This is a genomic window from Sulfitobacter sp. THAF37, from assembly GCF_009363555.1.
Taxonomy (GTDB): domain Bacteria; phylum Pseudomonadota; class Alphaproteobacteria; order Rhodobacterales; family Rhodobacteraceae; genus Sulfitobacter.
In genome coordinates this window covers 2,032,482-2,049,634 of record NZ_CP045372.1, presented here as the reverse complement: position 1 = coordinate 2,049,634, position 17,153 = coordinate 2,032,482, and the positions used below count along the sequence as shown (strand labels likewise).

Annotated in this window: 15 protein-coding genes; 8 read left to right on the top strand and 7 right to left on the bottom strand. The window is 53.5% G+C overall.

Features of this window, described 5'->3' with window-relative positions:
* Positions 1 to 148 precede the first annotated feature (148 nt).
* From FIU94_RS10050 to FIU94_RS10040, 3 genes are all read left to right on the top strand, one after another.
* Positions 149 to 1,195, top strand: a complete 1,047-nt coding sequence (locus tag FIU94_RS10050; protein ID WP_152465672.1) for a DUF262 domain-containing protein — start codon at positions 149 to 151, stop codon at positions 1,193 to 1,195.
* A complete protein-coding gene (locus tag FIU94_RS10045) occupies positions 1,192 to 1,860 on the top strand; it encodes a HEPN domain-containing protein (RefSeq protein ID WP_152465671.1) in 669 nt (222 codons plus the stop codon). Before FIU94_RS10050 ends, FIU94_RS10045 begins: the two co-directional genes overlap by 4 nt.
* A gap of 328 nt (positions 1,861 to 2,188) precedes the next feature.
* Positions 2,189 to 3,097 carry an HNH endonuclease gene (locus tag FIU94_RS10040; protein WP_152465670.1) on the top strand — a complete coding sequence of 303 codons (909 nt, stop codon included), beginning with the start codon at positions 2,189 to 2,191 and terminating at the stop codon, positions 3,095 to 3,097.
* Between the two features lie 396 nt (positions 3,098 to 3,493).
* On the opposite strand, the gene FIU94_RS10035 is transcribed toward FIU94_RS10040, so the two are convergent.
* Both FIU94_RS10035 and FIU94_RS10025 read right to left on the bottom strand, forming a co-directional pair.
* Positions 3,494 to 4,522 (bottom strand): tyrosine recombinase XerC, encoded by a 1,029-nt coding sequence (locus tag FIU94_RS10035; RefSeq protein ID WP_152465669.1) that lies wholly within the window; start codon positions 4,520 to 4,522, stop codon positions 3,494 to 3,496.
* Positions 4,523 to 4,832: 310 nt separating this feature from the next.
* Positions 4,833 to 5,015, bottom strand: a complete 183-nt coding sequence (locus FIU94_RS10025) for a hypothetical protein (RefSeq protein ID WP_152465668.1) — start codon at positions 5,013 to 5,015, stop codon at positions 4,833 to 4,835.
* Positions 5,016 to 5,172: 157 nt separating this feature from the next.
* Here FIU94_RS10025 and FIU94_RS10020 point away from each other — a divergent pair, with 157 nt between their 5' ends.
* From FIU94_RS10020 to FIU94_RS10000, 5 genes are all read left to right on the top strand, one after another.
* Complete coding sequence (locus FIU94_RS10020; RefSeq protein WP_172975884.1) at positions 5,173 to 5,562, top strand: helix-turn-helix domain-containing protein; 390 nt, start codon at positions 5,173 to 5,175, stop codon at positions 5,560 to 5,562.
* Positions 5,563 to 5,587: 25 nt separating this feature from the next.
* Entirely contained in the window at positions 5,588 to 5,839 is a 252-nt protein-coding gene (locus tag FIU94_RS10015) for a hypothetical protein (protein ID WP_152465666.1), read from the top strand.
* 164 nt (positions 5,840 to 6,003) lie between these two features.
* Positions 6,004 to 7,038 carry a DNA cytosine methyltransferase gene (locus tag FIU94_RS10010; RefSeq protein WP_152465665.1) on the top strand — a complete coding sequence of 345 codons (1,035 nt, stop codon included), beginning with the start codon at positions 6,004 to 6,006 and terminating at the stop codon, positions 7,036 to 7,038.
* A 1-nt stretch (position 7,039) separates the two neighbouring features.
* A complete protein-coding gene (locus FIU94_RS10005; RefSeq protein ID WP_152465664.1) occupies positions 7,040 to 10,006 on the top strand; it encodes an ATP-binding protein in 2,967 nt (988 codons plus the stop codon).
* Entirely contained in the window at positions 9,999 to 11,660 is a 1,662-nt protein-coding gene (locus FIU94_RS10000; RefSeq protein WP_152465663.1) for a response regulator receiver domain, read from the top strand. The genes FIU94_RS10005 and FIU94_RS10000 overlap by 8 nt, the downstream gene beginning before the upstream one ends.
* A gap of 504 nt (positions 11,661 to 12,164) precedes the next feature.
* Here FIU94_RS10000 and FIU94_RS09995 read toward each other — a convergent pair.
* The 5 genes from FIU94_RS09995 to FIU94_RS09975 are packed head-to-tail and all read right to left on the bottom strand — an operon-like array spanning position 12,165 to position 16,722.
* Positions 12,165 to 13,223: a type IV secretion system protein gene (locus FIU94_RS09995; RefSeq protein WP_152465662.1), complete on the bottom strand. Its 1,059-nt coding sequence runs from the start codon at positions 13,221 to 13,223 to the stop codon at positions 12,165 to 12,167.
* Complete coding sequence (locus FIU94_RS09990) at positions 13,223 to 13,849, bottom strand: hypothetical protein (RefSeq protein WP_254702507.1); 627 nt, start codon at positions 13,847 to 13,849, stop codon at positions 13,223 to 13,225. The genes FIU94_RS09995 and FIU94_RS09990 overlap by 1 nt, the downstream gene beginning before the upstream one ends.
* On the bottom strand, positions 13,833 to 15,377 hold the full coding sequence (locus FIU94_RS09985; protein WP_152465661.1) for a relaxase/mobilization nuclease domain-containing protein: 1,545 nt from the start codon (positions 15,375 to 15,377) through the stop codon (positions 13,833 to 13,835). Before FIU94_RS09985 ends, FIU94_RS09990 begins: the two co-directional genes overlap by 17 nt.
* Positions 15,371 to 15,859 carry a plasmid mobilization relaxosome protein MobC gene (mobC, locus tag FIU94_RS21005; protein WP_254702506.1) on the bottom strand — a complete coding sequence of 163 codons (489 nt, stop codon included), beginning with the start codon at positions 15,857 to 15,859 and terminating at the stop codon, positions 15,371 to 15,373. The genes FIU94_RS09985 and mobC overlap by 7 nt, the downstream gene beginning before the upstream one ends.
* Entirely contained in the window at positions 15,853 to 16,722 is an 870-nt protein-coding gene (locus FIU94_RS09975; protein ID WP_152465660.1) for a hypothetical protein, read from the bottom strand. Before FIU94_RS09975 ends, mobC begins: the two co-directional genes overlap by 7 nt.
* Positions 16,723 to 17,153: the final 431 nt, after the last annotated feature.

The following is a 17,153-nucleotide window of genomic DNA, read 5'->3' as shown; positions in this document are numbered from 1 at the left end:
GACGGCACCCAACCGCAGCGACAAACTCCGTCAGCAATCGAGCGCCTCCCCGGAAGCACTTCTGGCTTTTCGTGAACTTGTCGCTCGACACGAATGGAGCTAGTCTGCAAGCTATATCAACAACTCTCTTCGCTCACTTAGGTGCCAAATGAATGCAACGAAAATAGCTTCGGAGTTAAAACAGCAGCGAAGAACCGTTGGGTTTGACACCTACGACATAACTGCGAAGCAGCTGCTAGATATGGTTGCTGAAGGGCAGATACAGGTGGCACCCGACTACCAGCGGCACTTCGTTTGGAAGTCGGATAGAGAGTCGGCATTGATTGAATCGGTTTTTTTGGGAATTCCTATTCCCAGCCTATTTATGGCTACAAATGACGACTCAAGCTGGGAGTGCATCGACGGTCTGCAGAGGATCACAACGCTTGTAAACTTCGTGAGGCCGCAATTTCGTTCGGGGATCGAAGATATCTCGACACACGAGCTAAAGATTAGCGGCCTCGAAAAGATTCCAAGTCTAAATGGAAAGAAGTTTTGTGATCTTCCTGAGACGCTGAAACTTAACTTCCTAACGAGACCCGTCAGGATAACAGTTCTCAATGATCTGAGTGATTATCAAGTCAGATTCGACCTATTTGAGAGGCTGAACACCGGAGGCATAATACTGCACCAGCAGGAAATCCGAAATTGCGTGTTTCAAGGGGAATTTAACGAATTCATCAAATCGTGCGCCGCGGATCAGCGATTAGAAAACGTTTTTCGAAAATCAAAACGTGAAGGCCGCGGCAACATGGAGGAGATTGTACTTAAGTTTTTTGCGTATTTCGAATGCAGGAGCGACTTCAAACACTCCGTTAAGGAATTTCTGAACACCTACATGGAAAACAAGACGAAAAAATTCAAAAACAAGAAAGCGCTTTCTGAACTGTTCGACAATACGATGGACGTTTTATCGGGTGCGCTCCCGGATGGGGTAGTTCGAAGCGAACGAAAGAATACGACGCCGCTTCTATTGTTTGAAGCCGTATCTGTTGGAGTCGCTGACGTAATCAGCGCGGGGAACCAAGTCAACGAAGTTGCACTTCGAGCCGTTCTTGACGACCAGGAGTTGAAGAAGGCCACCTCGGGTGGCACGAACAGCAACCCCAAACTCTTGCGGCGAATTGAAATCGTTAGAGAGGCCGTTGCTGCATGAGCTTTGCCGACGCTCAGCTAGAGGTGCGCGGCAGATTCACGGAAACTCTCCAAGTTATTAATCGGCTGGACCCCGGCGGACCACCCAACCTCATCCCCTCCACCGACCCTGACAAATCGTTACGTGGGCTACTACTTGTAGCAATATATTCTGCGATGGAACGGGGAGTAAACGCTTACGTTGAAGAGGCAATGGCGGTGGCCACATCGCATGCCCCACTGGTCAAAGACTGCATCCCGGAGGTGCAGGCAATTTTCCACTATCCGCGAATACAGTCACTTCGCGATTGCTCCTATGATAATTCACTCAACAAGTCGATTGAGCTATTTTCTATGCTCAATGAGGAGCTTGAGTTCAGTGTTGCAAGCAACCCATTCTCGGTGCGTCTGCAGAACGTTGACGGTTCACAGATGGAGCAGTGCTGCCAGTTGCTCGGTGTGCCCAACTTCGTTATTGGCGTAATGGAGAAGGGCCGACTAAATAATCTCCGTGAACGACGAAACGCGGTATCTCACGGCCGCGAATCTTCGGTGCAGGTCGGTGGCAGGTTCTCCTTCGGTGAAATACGAACTATGCACTCAATAGCGGATACAGAAGTTGAAAGATTCGGTTCGGCTTTGCAGGCTTTTTTTGAGCAAAAAGGCTATGAACTCAACAGTGCGTAGTGTTTCGCTCAAGTGGCCCAATGGAGAAATTAGAATTTGATACCGCTCTGCATGGGTGATGGCGACCTCTCAGCGCCTTGGAGAGTTGCGCCGTGACAACGGACTGCATGGGCCCTAGTCCTGCAAACTTTTCCGAATGACTGCTCCAAAGAAGGTGCTGCACAGTGATTGCTAACGTGCTGAATGAACGTAATGAGCCGCGAATGGTGTCGCACCTGCCCGACTAGTGATGTCTATAACTTTCGCTCTGCGAAATTTTAATTGAAGCTATCCTGAAATTCCTTTTGACTGAAATTAGCACCCGTCGAATTATTAGGTAGAAGTCGGTATGGTCAAGTTCAGCGAAGTAGTTCCAAGCGAAAACGATCTGATGGGCGTTAAAGCCGTTTGGGGCAGATCAGAAGAAGCGGTCATGTGCTTCGGATCGCGAGGAGACGCTGCGACGAAAAACAAAGGCCACTACTCTCAGGCAAGGATTACAGCAGAAAAGGCGCAAGAGCAGCCCTATTTCGTGACGATTGGCGGCGGAAAGCATGTCCCAGAAGAATTGCGAGGGCGAGCCTTGGAATTGGTCCGCACGACTGGAGCATACGGCGAGACAACAGCATTCGTTAAAGGTGAACCGCTGCGAAAACGCCTTGAACAATGGCCGGTCGCTGTTGTCCTTTCCGAGGTCTATGCGATTGACGGCGAACCGTTGTTGGTCGACGAACTCGGTTTCGATGACATGAACATCCTTGCCAACGCATATGACCGGGTTATGCGTTACACCGACCAAATTCATGCACTGTGGAATGCCTTGAAGGACCGCACTGTTTCCCGCAGATGGGAGGTGCAGGTACCCTCCGGCTTTCGCGATCCCGGTGGCGTCAAGCTCATCGGCACTTTATATCCTAAATTAAACATCAAATCGTCCGAGGGAATACAGGTCTGGAAACTCTCGAAGGAAATTGAGCGCGACCCGAGATTGAAACGCGCGGTGAAGGACCGAAATCGGGCGAAGAATGACGGCGCGCTCTGCTGCGAAGCTTGTGGTTTCAGCGATACATCTGACGGGATGTTCGACGCGCACCACCTCCAACCCCTTGCTGCTGGCGTTCGCGAGAGCCGTGCCGATGATTTGGTTGTTCTTTGCCCGACATGTCACAGGTGGGCGCATGTGAAAGCGCCGGATTTGCTTTCCCCATTGACTATCTCTGAGGTTGCGAAAGCATTTGGGAGCGAACCCTCAGGCTAAGACAAACAGCAAAGATATGCTGCTAGTCAGGTCGCATGAATTTAGGCGGTAAAAGTGTTCTTTGGGAAGCCGCATTGCGGCTTCCATGGTTTAAGTCAACGGCAGGATTGGGCAGACAACGGACGCCGATAATTCGCCTCCTCATTGACGGATGGTGTTGCTCTGCTCTCGTTTCGGCCACTTCGCGCGACAACCCTTTCACGTCTAAACATTCTTGATATGTTCCGCCGATCTCGGGCGGCAATCTAGACACTTTATCAATGCGAAACAGTCTCTTAGATACTCTTGCAAATCCGTGTACACCGGTTCGATTCCGGTACTCGCCTCCAATATTTTCAAGCACTTGCGTCACCCTGCTTGTCTCCTTCTTGAAAATTGAAACAGCCGTTGAAACTTTCACGTTCCGGCCCTGTTCTGTTCCATCTTGTTTCTGGCTTCTTGCGCCCGCGTTGCCAACTCGCGCTGACGTACCTTCCCACCATATTTTTTCCAGCATCTCGACACCTGAGCCCCCGTGACTGCTTTGACCATCTCGTCGTCGCAGCCTGCTCGATAGAGTTCGATTGTAGCGTTCTTGCGCGGCCCGTGAGTAACGTACTTTGAGGCCTCAGGGTGCTGCATCTTCCCTTTAACCTTGCGCATTTCTTCGGCAACGGTCCGGTACCTCACAGGCCGACCAGATGCGTCGGTCACGACTGTCAGCCCCTTTTTCTCTACCGTGGCCAAGTATGCCTTGAGACGGTCTGTCAGTGGAATCCACAACTCTTTGTCGGTTTTACCTTGGGTGCAGTCATAGGCCCCGTTCTGTAGGTGGCTCCACCGAATGCTAAGCACATCACCGATGCGCTGACCGGTACCGATGCACAGTTCGTAGACTAGGCGGGCACGCGAAGTCGCGACCTCTTCGAATTCGGCACGGATATCATCGGGCCAAGGCTCCCATCCTTCACTTTGTTGTTTGAAAAGCGGGATGCCTTTGGCCGGGTTGCCGTGCTCCTTGCGAAGGAAACCGATAAGCCGGGCATGGTTCATCAGCACGATCATGACCTGAACCAGATAATTGGCTTGTCGCCACCGCTCAGAGTTGGCCCGATGCAGCTCATAGACGTGATGAGGCTCGACTTTCGCCGGGTCCTTTTGCCCCCAAATCAGCCGTATGTGCTCGATGTATTTCCGATAGTCCGACTTGGTGCGCGGCTTCAGCTTCTTGAACGCTTCGCTGTCATAGTAGCTCCAGATCAACGCTTCAAAGTTGCGCTTCGCGGGGACAGGTTCGCGACCACGGAGCAGCATATTGTAGTGTTCCCAGAACTCGGGACTTCCGTATTCTTCTTTCATCATGATCGACTGACCGCGAGCACGACGAATGAAGCGCAGATAACCTCGATCCAGGTACACGAATTTCGGAAGAATTTTCCGCGTCATCGACCCATCCTGAGATCACCACTCAGAAACTCGTCAGAGACACCTGGCTCGGTCATACCTGCGTCAACGGTCACACTGCCATCTGGCCTGATCTCAAATTTTGCCCGCAGCCATCCGGCCTCGCGTGCTTCGCGGAGCAATGCAGCAACAGCCTACTTTGCTGCCGTATGTGGTCTAGGATCGGCCATTCTCACCACCTCCACTTGATCGATCTAGGTCGCTAGGTATCCGAGACGGGCAGCAGCGGAGAGCGCGCTTACTTGAGGGTATGCGATTGCACTCTTGATGCCGTCGGGCGCTAGGGTAGCAATCAATCCTGGCCCGGCACATCAGCGCTCCCCCCTTGCTCAGGCTCCACCATGTTGCGCCGCACGAAGTCGGCGATTGCATCTTCAGGTAGGTAGAACGTGCTACCAATCTTGAGGTGTTTGATCTGCTTGCTCGCAATCAAAGAACGGATTCGCCTCTCTGGCCAGCCGCTCTTCTCAGCCATCTCTCTCGGTGACAGAAGGGCACAATCGGACATCTTTCTTCCCTTTTCCGCACATTCAGGTAACACTAGCGCAAAGTCGGCAAAGTATGCGCGTTCGTTACCATCGTAGGGCACAATTGATACCATGGCAAGCCAAGTTGCGTTCGTTGGACAGAGGATGCGTGAGGAGCGTGAGAAAACCGGCTACTCGCAAAGCAAGTTCGCCGCGATGCTTGAGCTCTCAGACCGCGCATACAAGAACTATGAGCTTGGAAAGCGAGAACCGCCCTTGTCTGTTGTGGCCGATTTCTCGTCAAAGTTTGGCGTTGACCTCCGATGGTTGGTGTTCGGGGATGAAACGCAACCAAAAGATATACAACTAATTGATCTTGCTGGAAAAACAAGCGACGCCACCTATGCACTCGCTACGTCGGAGGGGCCGCCGCTCGGGATGAAGAGCTACTCCAAATTCTTCCGTTACGTGTTGGAGCAGAGCTTCAGCAAAGGTTCTCCTCCCAGCGAGGAAGCAACAGCGGTGTACGCACTTATGAGAGGTGATGATGATTAGGCCCAGCGGAAAGGACCTTCCACTTTTGAGTGACAGGCAAAGTTCCGATCGCTACTTGGGAAAGATGGCCAATCGAATGAGAATTGGTGGATTATTCACCTTAGCAGTTTCTCTTGTCGCCATTATTGCAGTTCTAGAAGGAGAGCACTATTCCACTGGTCTGACCCTCATCAGTCTGGTTGCTATCGGCGCGATTGGGTTCGGAGCCGCCCTTGCTGCAGACATCTTCTGGCGAGCCTTGAAAGCTAAGTCGAGCGTAGACGAGCGGGAGTTCTAGTCGGTCAAGAACACACTTGGTGAAAATGTTTCTCTGGAATTGGGCAGCGCAGTTTCAAACCCTGAAGTAAACATACATGATATAACGCGTTCTTCTGAATGTTTCAGGAGCAGCACCCCAACAGCGAACGGTCTCGCTTGAAATCGAAAAACTGGGCAAGATAGTTGCAAATATCGGTAATTGACTTTTTTTGTGGATGCGGCGGAACCAGTGCTGGTCTCCGAAAGGCTGGGATGAAAATTCTTGCCGGTATCGACTATGATGGGGTCGCTCTCAAGACGTATCAGCATAATTTTCCAGAAGCCAGCGCTCTGCAGAGAAACATCTCTGATCTAACTTGCGAACAGCTTCAGCAGGAAGTGGGTGAGATAGAAAGGCCCTTGCTATTCTCGGCCTGCGCGCCTTGTCAGCCATTCTCAAACCAGAACCGCCACAAGGACACCTCGGATAAGAGAGTAGTCTTGCTGGACGAATTTCACAGGTTTGTAGAGCACTTTCAGCCAGATTTTCTAGTTCTTGAGAATGTACCTGGCATGCAGAAGGTAGATGGCGGCCCTTTCTTTAGATTTACGGATTTATTGGATCGCCTTGATTACAAATATGATCACGGAGTGCTTGATGCAGTTGATTACGGCGTGCCGCAATCTCGGCGGAGGCTCGTGCTCGTAGCCGCGCGAAACGGTGAAGCTAAACTTCCCAAGAAGACTCACGGCGATGCAGAAGGCCTAATTGAATATGCGACTGTTCGAGATGCAATTAGCCACTATCCAGAGCTAGAAGCAGGTGCCACCCACCACGAAGTGCCAAACCATCAAACGGCACAAATCTCAGAGGTTAACCTTGAGAGATTGCGACACACACCTGAAGGCGGCGATCGGCGTGATTGGCCAGAACACCTATTACTTAAATGCCATAAGAAGAAGACAGGCTACACTGATACCTACGGGCGCCTCAGCTGGTCACTTCCCGCAAAGACATTGACCACCAAGTGTATCTCCATATCGAATGGTAGATTTGGGCATCCAAATCAGAACAGAGGTCTATCGGTGCGTGAAGCCGCGGCTCTCCAGAGTTTTCCTGACGACTTTATGTTTCTTGGAACGGTCTCGCAAACGGCGAGGCAGGTAGGTAATGCGGTTCCGGTTTCGTTTGCTGAAACACTTGGAAAACAACTAATGATCTCTGTGAAAGAAATCTAGAATGGCGAAGTTTCGAGCACGAGCCCGAACGTTGGATATGTTGGGAAAGCAACAAATTGCTGGCATCCCAACCGCGCTGCATGAGCTCTTTAAGAATGCTTATGATGCATACGCCGACCAAGTATCGGTCGATTACTTTCGCCGTCAAGATATCCTATTCATTAGGGACGACGGTGTGGGAATGTCTAGAGAGGATTTTGAAGGCCGTTGGCTCACGCTCGGCACGGAGAGCAAGCTACGCCTCGAAAACTCATCTCCGCCGCCTGCCCGAAAAGGCAGGGAGTATCGCCCCACAATGGGGGAAAAGGGCATTGGACGCTTGGCCATTGCCACAACCGGAAAAATCGTTCTGATCCTCACAAAGCCCGAGCTTGATGACGGAAGCGGGTCCATAACCGTCTGCTTGATTCACTGGGGTCTGTTCGAGATTCCAGGCGTCGATCTGGATCAGATTGTCATTCCGCTCCAGACCGTCGACTCAATATCCGAGGTGACAAAAGACCTCGTAGAAAGCATGCGTGATGAATTGGTCGCAGTAACGGAGCAGTTGTCGTCAAACCTAGCGCTTCTCCCCTATACGTCTGCAATCGCAAACGATTTTCGTTCGTGGACACTACCTATTGAGCGCCTGCAGACACTGAGTGGGCCAACTTTAACAGGCGATGGCTCAGGCACCCATTTTATCGTCCACCCTGTCGATGATGAATTAACAGCGGATATCGATGCGCGCTCTGAAAAAGCGAACAGTACGCTCAAAGCTACGTCATTGGAGAAGATGTTGCTCGGATTCTCCAACAGCCTCACTAAACCCGGCGCGACTCCAATGACCGCCAACTTTCGCGATCATCTTGCCGACGGAGAGACGATAGATCGAATCGCGGAGCAGCAATTTTTTACTCCAGAAGAGTTTGAATTAGCTGACCATAAGGTCTCCGGGGAATTCGATAAGTATGGGAACTTCTCAGGCAAGATATCCATCTACGGCGGGGAATATAAGGAGGTCAAGATACCTCTATTTGATTCCGGAGCTGAGCGCGACTGCGGTCCCTTCAAGTTGTCATTTGCTTACTTGCAAGGAACAAAAAGAGATACAAGGGTTCCCAGTGATTTATGGGAGCCCTTGAGGCTAAAATTGGACAAGCTCGGCGGTCTTTACATTTACAGAAATGGCATTCGCGTCCTGCCATTCGGAAATTCAGACTTTGACTTCCTGGAAATTGAACGCAGACGAACGCTTAGCGCGTCGTATTATTTCTTTTCCTACCGCAGAATGTTTGGAGCGATCGACATTACGGCTGATGCCAACGGAAATCTGAAGGAAAAAGCGGGACGTGAGGGCTTCCAAAGCAATAGAGCTTACAGGCAATTCCGCGAGCAACTGATGTCGTTTTTTGAGGAGTTGGCGGCGCGCTTCTTCCGAGAGGAAGGCGCCTATTCAGATGAGTTTCTCAACGAGAGAACCGCACTTCAGAAGGAGTTCGCGCTCAGTCAGAAGCGTGAACGGCAATCTGGGTCCAGGAGAAAGAAGCTCAGCGCTGACCTTGAGGCCTATTTCTCAAGAGTTGCAGATGAAGGACATCAAAAAGCTTTCAGCGAAGAGGTGAGCACGGCAAAAGCCCGTGTTTCTTCCCTGGTTGAAGGTGAAGATCTGGCAACTGCCGCCGATCAAATTCTAAAGATTGAGAAAGATCTACTTCTCAAGCTTCAGAGCCACTTAAATAGCTTCCGTATATCTCGCCCCAGCGGGGTTGGTCTGAATAAGGCGCTTGCTAGGCAATGGGAGCAATATCAGCGCTCTTACGGGGAAGATGTTCTTCCGCACTTTGAAAATGCGAAGCGTGAAGCCGAGGCCACAATTGGTAACATCGCGAGAGATGCAAAGGTGCATCTCGATTCCCGCATGCGTCTTGCCGCTGCTCTTTCGGCAGCGGAAGAGTTCTCAGAAAAGTCAGTCAGTCAGAAGCGAAAAGACGCAAAAACTGAGCTCGATGAGACATCAAAGTACGTTACCGACCAACTCCGAAGTGCCAAGGAAGCGCTGCAAAGAACAAAAGACGAGGTCGATATCTCTTTGAGCGAGTTTTCGTTTGATACCGCTTCAGACGACGATCTAGACGCGTTTCATGCCGAAATAGAAGGGAAGCTGCTCGAGGCACGCAAAGTTTTCGAGGTGAACTTGGCGTCTATCAGTTCTCAACTCAAGAGAATTAGAGATACCGGCGATCAAAGTGAGATCAACTCCGACGCCACGGTGGCAGCGCTGGAAACCGAACTTGAGGTACTCAAGGAAGACTACACCCAGACGCTAGACCTCGCCCAGTTAGGGATGGCCGTTAGCATCGTCCAGCATGAGTTTGAAGGAAACGTCAGAGGTGTACGACGGTCCCTCCAAGCAATGAAACGGTGGGCTGATAAGAACGAAGCTCTGCGTGAAATATACAACGATATCAGAGATGGCTTCGATCACCTGGACAATTACCTAAGTCTTTTCACGCCCCTAGATCGACGTTTGAGGCGGAGGAAGACGAAGATCACTGGAACTCAGATTTCCGAGTTTGTTCAAGACCTATTTGGGGAGAGGTTCCGGCGACATCAAGTGAGGTTCGAAGTGACCTCTACCGCAGCTGAACATTACCTTGAGAGTTTCGCATCGGTAGTCTTGCCGGTTTTCGTCAACCTCGTTGACAACGCTATTCATTGGCTATCCCGCAAAGATGGTGAGCGGAGCATCGTGCTAGATTCTGATGGAAACAGCTTCATTATCCGTGACAATGGACCTGGTATTTCTGCGATGGACCGTGATCTCATTTTCGAGTTTGGCTATTCAAAGAAATTTGGCGGACAAGGGATGGGTCTCTACATCGCTAAGACCTCTCTAAATAAAGATTTGCTCGACATCTCACTGCTTGACGAGAGCAGAGCGGGTGCGGTGTTTGCAATCGGGCCGATGGAGACTAAAGTTGACTAAGTTTGATTTTCTCGACATTCCCAAGGAGTTCTTGGGTGCTGCTGTTTTCATCGATGATGCGCTCATTTGGCCAAAGAATAAAGTAGACACTGCAGATGCAGGGGAAGGACTTGTCGCTCCAGATTCCGACGGATTTGACGTTGGGCTTGAAGAAACTGAGCAGCCTGCGGCCGAAGCAAAAATTCCTGAGGTGAACGCTGAAGCAGTAGTCGATGGCTTCTCTGAACTCGGCCTTATATGTTCGACATATCAATGGAGAGCCGAACACAAGCAGCCCCCTAAATCTATTGATAAAGCTGACTTGATCATCATTGACTGGAAGCTGGATGAGACCGAAAGAACCGCTCTAGATATCCTTGCACAAAGACTCAAAGAGGATCTCGACGGGCGTAAGCGCCTTAGGTATGTCGCCATTTATACAGACCGCGGTACTGACAGCGTTCTCGATGCCATCGTCGAGGAGTTTGGGGGCATCGATGGCATTACCGCATCCAAAATCGAAGACTCTGTTGATGTGAAGGTTATCGCTGGGCCTTCGGTTTGGCGCATCAAGCATTTCAAAAAAAATGACGTTAAAGAGGAAGCCTTGGCTGAAGCGGTGGTGAAAGACTTCGCGGAGTTTCAAGACGGTATTTTGCCTCGAACTGTTATGGCGACGGTTGCCGAAGTCCGGAACCGCACCTATGAACATCTTTTTCGATTCAATCGCGGTCTCGACAAAGCTATTAGCACTCATCTGCTCGACAAAAGATCTAGCACACTCGAGTTTCCAACATCGCGGGAAAGCTTTGCCGAGTACACCACTACGCTTGTCCTGGACGATCTCGCTGCAGCACTGCACTCTTCAAAGTTGGTGGCGTCCGTAACTGACAAGGAGGATTTGACGAGGTGCCTAACTTTAACCAGCCCCAAAAGCATCAAGATTTCGGATAAGAACGATAACTCAGCTTATTCGTTTTCGGGCGAAGACTTGGAAACCGTTTTCTTTGGTCAAGACTATGAAGTCTTTAAGGAGCTGGTCAAGAGCAAGCTAAGCATGAACAATAGTGACACTAGAGGGTTCCAAGAAGGCAAGAAGCCTCTGATGCTGCTGGATATCGATCCAAATAGCTTCACACAAATTTCTATCTTGGATCAAATAAACAGCTATCCTAAGAATATTGATGGGCACTTCCTGCTGCGATCTGGGACAATACTAAAGAGAAAGGTTCAAGGCCAAGATCAAGATGTAGCAGGTGAAGGAAATCAAGCAGCGGAAGGAGGTGAATATTTTCTTTGCCTTCAACCTGTTTGTGATGCTGTTCGCCTTGTTGAGAGAACCGCATTCCCTTTACTTAAGCTTAAGCTCGTTGAGCAAACGAAGAAATTTCGCTTCCCTATTATGGAGGGAACTGAGTTTAAGCATCTAACGAGCACATTTAAGTTGTCGGATATTGTCATGGCTGACTTCGAGCCCAACGGCGATACACACGACGTACGATCAGTAAGAGTGGGTAGTTGCGAGGAGTTTACGGCCTTTGATGGCTCGAAATTTATATGGCTTGCAGAGCTGAAGGAGCACTACGCTGCCGAAGCTCAATCTGCCTTGGCTGCGCAGGGTGGACGTATCGGTAATAACAAGTTTGAGTGGCTCCGGAGGAAGGCATCATCCTGAATTGGTGAAACGCCGGGGGCTTCTAAGGCCTGGGTCGAGAGTGCGCTCGAGTTAACCTTTCTCGCTCCAGCTTTTGCAACTTGCGAGCAAGACAGGTCGCGATGAACTCTTCAATATCCGAAACGCGGAGGTCATGCTCTAGAGCTAGCCGCCATACAAGGTGCTGTATGTTCGGGCCTTTTGGCCCGTAAGTTGCCCAATCTAATAATAGCTGTTGGTCTGGGTGAGTGATCGGCGCTCGGGAAGAGGCTTTTTCACTCGTGATCTCAATAGCTTTTCGGAGGCGAAGTTCTAAATCTCTATTTAGCGTCATGTTTTTGAGCCTTGCGCAGCTACAGTCAAGGGAAAGGCGGCAACTGACCTTTTCCAGCAGTAGAAAGACATGGCTGGGCAGGTCGTGCGATCTCTTCCGTCAAGTGAGGATGGGGGCTGTCTGCCCCCGCGCCGTTGAGGCGCTCCCCCGAGGATTTTGTGGGGAAGATGAAATCGAATATGAGCATCGGGCTATAATCGCGTCTTATTTTGTGTGCCAAGCCGCTCGGCGCGATCCATGGCGCGTTGCATCTTGGCACCCGTCCCGGCTGAAAGGCGATGACCTGTTGCGGACATTGAAGTACGGCCTGCATCCGCACCCGCAGGCGGTTTTCGGTTCATACTGCTCGCGGCGTTCAAGGATAGGTTGTTTGCTTGCTGTGGGCGAGACTGTGGTATCATCTTACGCACACTGCTTCCTACAGCTGCCGCTGCCCAACCAGCCTGCAAGTTGCCCGAGATCATCGGTACGATGAACGGGATCGCCACAACCATCACAAGCGAAAGTATGACTACAGCCAGAAAGGGAAGCGTCGCTCCAACCTGCTTGACAGAATCGGGCGATCCAATCTGGCCGACCAGCTGGCTCACCAGGCCGAAGACCATCGAGAAAACGCCAGCCATCACGACCGGGTAAAGGGCAAAACTCGCCAGCGCAGACACCCATCGGTGGAAATAGTCCTTCGTCACCGGGAACATCGAGCAGAGGATCATGGTGGGCGCGATACCTATCAGGAAAGTCATCATCATCTTTGCCAGGACGAGAACAGCGCCCGCCGCGCCACCGATTACAGCCAGAAGAGCCATGAAGAAGACTCCCATAACAGCCTTGCTGACCGCCCCCATATGCGATGTGGCCGAGTTGCCGTATTCCGCCAGCCTGTCGAGCTGAAGGTCAAAACGAAGGGCGAAATATCTGGGTCCCGCGAGGTCTACACCGATTGCCGAGCCGACCAAGCGCCCAGCCAGTTCGTCGAGGCCGTCGATGATATGACCGCTGACGAAGTTAAAATTTGCCCAATTGAACGCGAATGTGTTGATCAAAGCGATCTTGAATGACAAGACCAGCAGCTCTTTCCCGTCCATGGGCCGGATTTGCCATGCCATGTTGATAAACAAAACGATCATTGCGAGGGTCGCGGCCCCGACAACAATCGTGCCGGAGACCTCCGCGACCGCCGCGAACTGCGAGGTAGCCACTTTCTCGAGACCCTCGTCTGCGGCTGATACGATAAAGTTAACGATACCCATCACTCAGGCTCCTGGCACTGAGTGCGTAACCGATCCCGAAGATCGGAAATGACAGGGAAATACTCTTCCGCCGACCATGCGATGTGCAGGCTGTCGGTGGCGGTCGGGGCGGCAAAACCCAGTTCCGCATACTCGTCCTCGATGATCGCCCAGTCGGGCCATAGAGCCTCGCAATCGCAAGAACCGGCCTCCAGCGCCATCTGATGCCGCTTCAAGCTATAGAGGTCGTCCGCTGCCACTGAGCGCCATGAATCTCGAAATGACCGGAAAGTCAGATGTTCCGGTCGCGGGCGGATTGCGCAACCGTAGCGGTCGGTCTCTGCGGATTGGATGGAGTTTCTCAACTCGATCTGGTCCGCCATCACCGGATCGGTAGTCAAAGCCAGAAACAAGATAGCTCGATAAATCATACGGTTACTCCCGTCGTTTGTTCGGTGTTGCGTGTCGCCTGTCGCTTGTCCGGTGTCGTCTGTTGCGTGTTGACTGTCCGGTGTTGAGTGGCCACGGTCGCGTGTCGCGTGTCGCGTGTCGCGTGCTGCCTGTCCCCTGTTCAGTGTTACGTGTTGCTTGTTCAGTGTTGCGTGTCCGGGGGAGAGCTGGATTTGCCCCTCAATGGCGTAGGCCATGCACGTCCTCCTCGATCTCGTCTGTCACCGCGTCCGGAGGCGCTTCTGCGCCTCCAGCGCGAGCGACAGGCTGTCCTTCAGCTTCGACGGTGCCTGCGCGGTGTCGGGGCCATCCTGCATCCAGCCGTTCAAGGCTTCGACCAATGAGAGCTGCGACCTGAGCAAAGCGATCATGGAGCCGCGTAACCCATCCAGCTCCGTCCGCCTGTCCTGCCCAAAGGCGGTCAATTCCTGCGCGGATGCCTTCGAGGCTTCCGTCAACTGCTCGACGTAGCCCAACAATTCGCGTTCGAGTGGCGTCAAGCCATCCATCACTCACTCCTTCGGGATCGTCAGACAGTCCACGGGTTCCCCTGCCAGCGAACAGCGTGTCAGCGCCGCGCGGCCGCTGCGCGGGATCAGATAGACCGCCTCCGGCCGCTCGATCACCCTGAGCCCCATCGTGTTCAAGTTCGGCGTCAGCCATGTCATGACTGACCAGGTCGAAATCCCGGTGCAGATCATCAGGCAGCAGGCCACCAGCATCGGCCACATCAGAGCCTTCCATTCCGGTCGAGCTGCGTTCGCGCTCTGCCGCATGAGGTGCTTCCTCACGCGCAGCAGGTAGTCTTCCGTATCGGTCTTGATTGTAGCCAGCGCGTTTTCGGCAATGACCGTCAAATCGGTCCTGAAGTTCTGCAACTGTGTGTCGATCGAGGCGGCGTTCTCTGCCCTGATCCGCTCCATGTCCGCGTTTAGCTTCTCGCTCAGCCGTTGCTTCGGCTCTCCAGTCTTCATGGAAAATCTCTCCTCTAAGGCGAAACCGTTCTTCGGTCTCAGGGTCTTTGACTGTCAGGTAATTCGTGCCGGCGCGGGGCACCTCGAAGCCCGCATCGGTCAGGGCGGCGAGCATCCCGGCGCGGTCCTCGATCAGCCCTATGGAAATCTGGTCGGCGATCCAGGCATGGAGCCCGTCGCGCCCGGCGGCGCGATCCGGGGCTTCCGAGACCGGCTTGACCTCGGCCGCGCGCTCCACGTCCATGGGGTCGGTCCAGCCGTGGGTCTTGTTCATCAGGTCGCGCAGGCTGTCGAAGGCGCGCTCATAGCCGGGTGGGGCGATGTTGAGGCTGCGTCCGCTGTGAAGCTCCATCCGCGGCGTGCAGAAATGCAGCTCGACGCGATCCTCGTGGGTGTGGCGCACCCAGAGACAGGCGTAGCGGTCGGCATCGAGCCCGGCGAAGGCGATCTCTTCAAAGCGGTCGATCACCTCCTGCTGCTGGTCCGCGCTCGGGGCGTCCTCGCGGGCGAAGCTGACGACACCGGCGCGATAGGTCCACTTGTGCGGGCAGGCGTCGATCAGGTCGATCATGCCTTGGGGATCGCCGCGCACGACCTCTGGCAACGGCTCACGCGTCACGGTCATGGGTTGGCCCGAGGCTTCGCGGATCAGATCGCGATTGTCGTCATAGGCTAGCACCGTGCGGGCGGTCAGGTAGTCGACCGGCCCCGCGCCGCCGCCCTTGCCGTTGGGGAAGAACTTGATCAGCATCCGGGTGGCCTCCGGTGCTGGGCGATGATCTCCGCCAACCGCCGCTCGATGCCGACCAGCGCCGCCCCCACGCGCAGGGCCTCGACCTCGCTGGCCCGGCCCGTGCTGGCCGCCGTGTTGAGCCACCGCGCGATCTGGTTGAGGTTGCCGCCATAGCGGGACACAGCCAGAACGAGCGCGGGATCGACACGGGGCGCGGGCTTGCGCCGCTTCGGAGACGCGCCGGTCGCGAGTTGCCGAAGCATGGCCGACATGGACAACCCGCGATCCGCAGCCGCTTGCCGGATCAGCGCCTTTTCCTCGGAGGAGCAGTAGAAGAATACGGCTTCCTGCTTCTCCGAAGGGACCGCGCCCCGCGCGGTCCGGTTGGGGTTCGAAGGGGAGGCTTGCCGCCCCTCGCAAGGCCCCGGTTCGACGGTCGAAGACCTAGAACCGGGTCGCCTTGCTCTTTGCCCAGACTGCTTGATGTTCGAAGTCACCATGCCACCTCCGCACGGCGAAGCTCCGGTTCCGAAACCAGACCGCGCATCAGCAGTTCACCAGCCTGATTGCGCGAGATGTGCTGGCACATCCAATTGCGCTCGCGGACCCACCCGGCAAGCTGGCGAAAGTGCTTTCCCTCAAGTTCGGCAGCGTCAATCTGCGCGTCGCGGGCCTCCTCGACAAATCGTTGCCAACGGCTGTCCCGAAACCAGTTGTCGGAGAAGCATACCTTCGAGCGGGTGTAGCCTTCGGTCTCGGTCGCATAGGCATTGACTGCGCAGATAAATTCCTCGGCGGTCGTGCCGTCCTTGATGGCCCGCTCGAATTGTTGTCGGCAGGTGTTCTTGTTCCGACGCCGATCCGGCGGATAGGCGGCCCATGCTTTCTCGAAATCCTGATCCTCCGCCTCGCGCGTGTCCGCGCGCGTAGGTGGTTTCTGGATGGTTTTAGGATGGTTTGGGGTCCGCTCTGGACCCGGCACCCCGTCCGCAGCGGCCCCCGTTCCAGGGCCATGCGGAACCCCGTCCGCTGTGGCCCCCCTCGAAAACTCAGGTTCGTCGTCCGGTTCGGAGATCGTTTCCAAGCCGTTCACAGAACCCAGAACGATCCTGTAAATCACCGTATAGCCGTTCTTGCAGGGGCGCCGTCCGGTCTCGACCAGAATACCCTCACGCAAGAATTCAGTGATCGTCCGCTTGACCGTCGACTCGCCTAGCTCGGTATGGCGCTGGACTGTCCCCTTCGAGCACCAGATACCAGATCCATCGTCGCTAGCCTTGTCGGCCAGGAACATGATGATCTGCTTGCGCACGGGACTACCGAAGCGCCTCTCGGCGCAAAGGTTTGCAACCTTCCAGCTCATACGCCGTCTCCAGCGTTTGCAGAGACATCGGCTTGCGTGGTATGGATGGAGGGAAGCTGACCGGCTTCTTTGATTTGGACCCTGCTCGCAGTTGCCGCTGCGACAGGGTCTTTTAGCTTCTGGACACGATGAGATCGCAGAAAAGCGGTTGAAACTTTCTCGCTAAGTTCACTGTCTGTCCGGGGGAGATTTGAAACAAAAACCCTTTGATTTATTTCACTTTTTTGCCGGATTGCAAATCCGTGTACAGGAGTTCGATTCTCCCACTCGCCTCCAAGCATTTTCAATGACTTAGCAGACAAAAGGCGCGAAAACCGCGCGCCGCGTAAGCGCTATGTAAGCAAAGCGAGCGGGTTGCGTTTGATACCGAGCCAACTTGCAGACAAACTTCTGTGAAGGACGCTTTGGGAGAAACTAGCTTCATACGATGC

Excerpts from the sequence above, each read along its gene's own strand:
- FIU94_RS10035 (WP_152465669.1), bottom strand. The coding sequence starts at position 4,522 with ATGACGCGGAAAATTCTTCCGAAATTCGTGTACCTGGATCGAGGTTAT.
- mobC (WP_254702506.1), bottom strand. The coding sequence starts at position 15,859 with ATGGTGACTTCGAACATCAAGCAGTCTGGGCAAAGAGCAAGGCGACCC.
- FIU94_RS09995 (WP_152465662.1), bottom strand. The coding sequence starts at position 13,223 with ATGGGTATCGTTAACTTTATCGTATCAGCCGCAGACGAGGGTCTCGAG.
- FIU94_RS10005 (WP_152465664.1), top strand. The coding sequence starts at position 7,040 with ATGGCGAAGTTTCGAGCACGAGCCCGAACGTTGGATATGTTGGGAAAG.
- FIU94_RS10025 (WP_152465668.1), bottom strand. The coding sequence starts at position 5,015 with ATGGCTGAGAAGAGCGGCTGGCCAGAGAGGCGAATCCGTTCTTTGATT.
- FIU94_RS10050 (WP_152465672.1), top strand. The coding sequence starts at position 149 with ATGAATGCAACGAAAATAGCTTCGGAGTTAAAACAGCAGCGAAGAACC.
- FIU94_RS09990 (WP_254702507.1), bottom strand. The coding sequence starts at position 13,849 with ATGGCCTACGCCATTGAGGGGCAAATCCAGCTCTCCCCCGGACACGCA.
- FIU94_RS09985 (WP_152465661.1), bottom strand. The coding sequence starts at position 15,377 with ATGCTGATCAAGTTCTTCCCCAACGGCAAGGGCGGCGGCGCGGGGCCG.
- FIU94_RS09975 (WP_152465660.1), bottom strand. The coding sequence starts at position 16,722 with ATGAGCTGGAAGGTTGCAAACCTTTGCGCCGAGAGGCGCTTCGGTAGT.
- FIU94_RS10020 (WP_172975884.1), top strand. The coding sequence starts at position 5,173 with ATGCGTGAGGAGCGTGAGAAAACCGGCTACTCGCAAAGCAAGTTCGCC.
- FIU94_RS10040 (WP_152465670.1), top strand. The coding sequence starts at position 2,189 with ATGGTCAAGTTCAGCGAAGTAGTTCCAAGCGAAAACGATCTGATGGGC.
- FIU94_RS10045 (WP_152465671.1), top strand. The coding sequence starts at position 1,192 with ATGAGCTTTGCCGACGCTCAGCTAGAGGTGCGCGGCAGATTCACGGAA.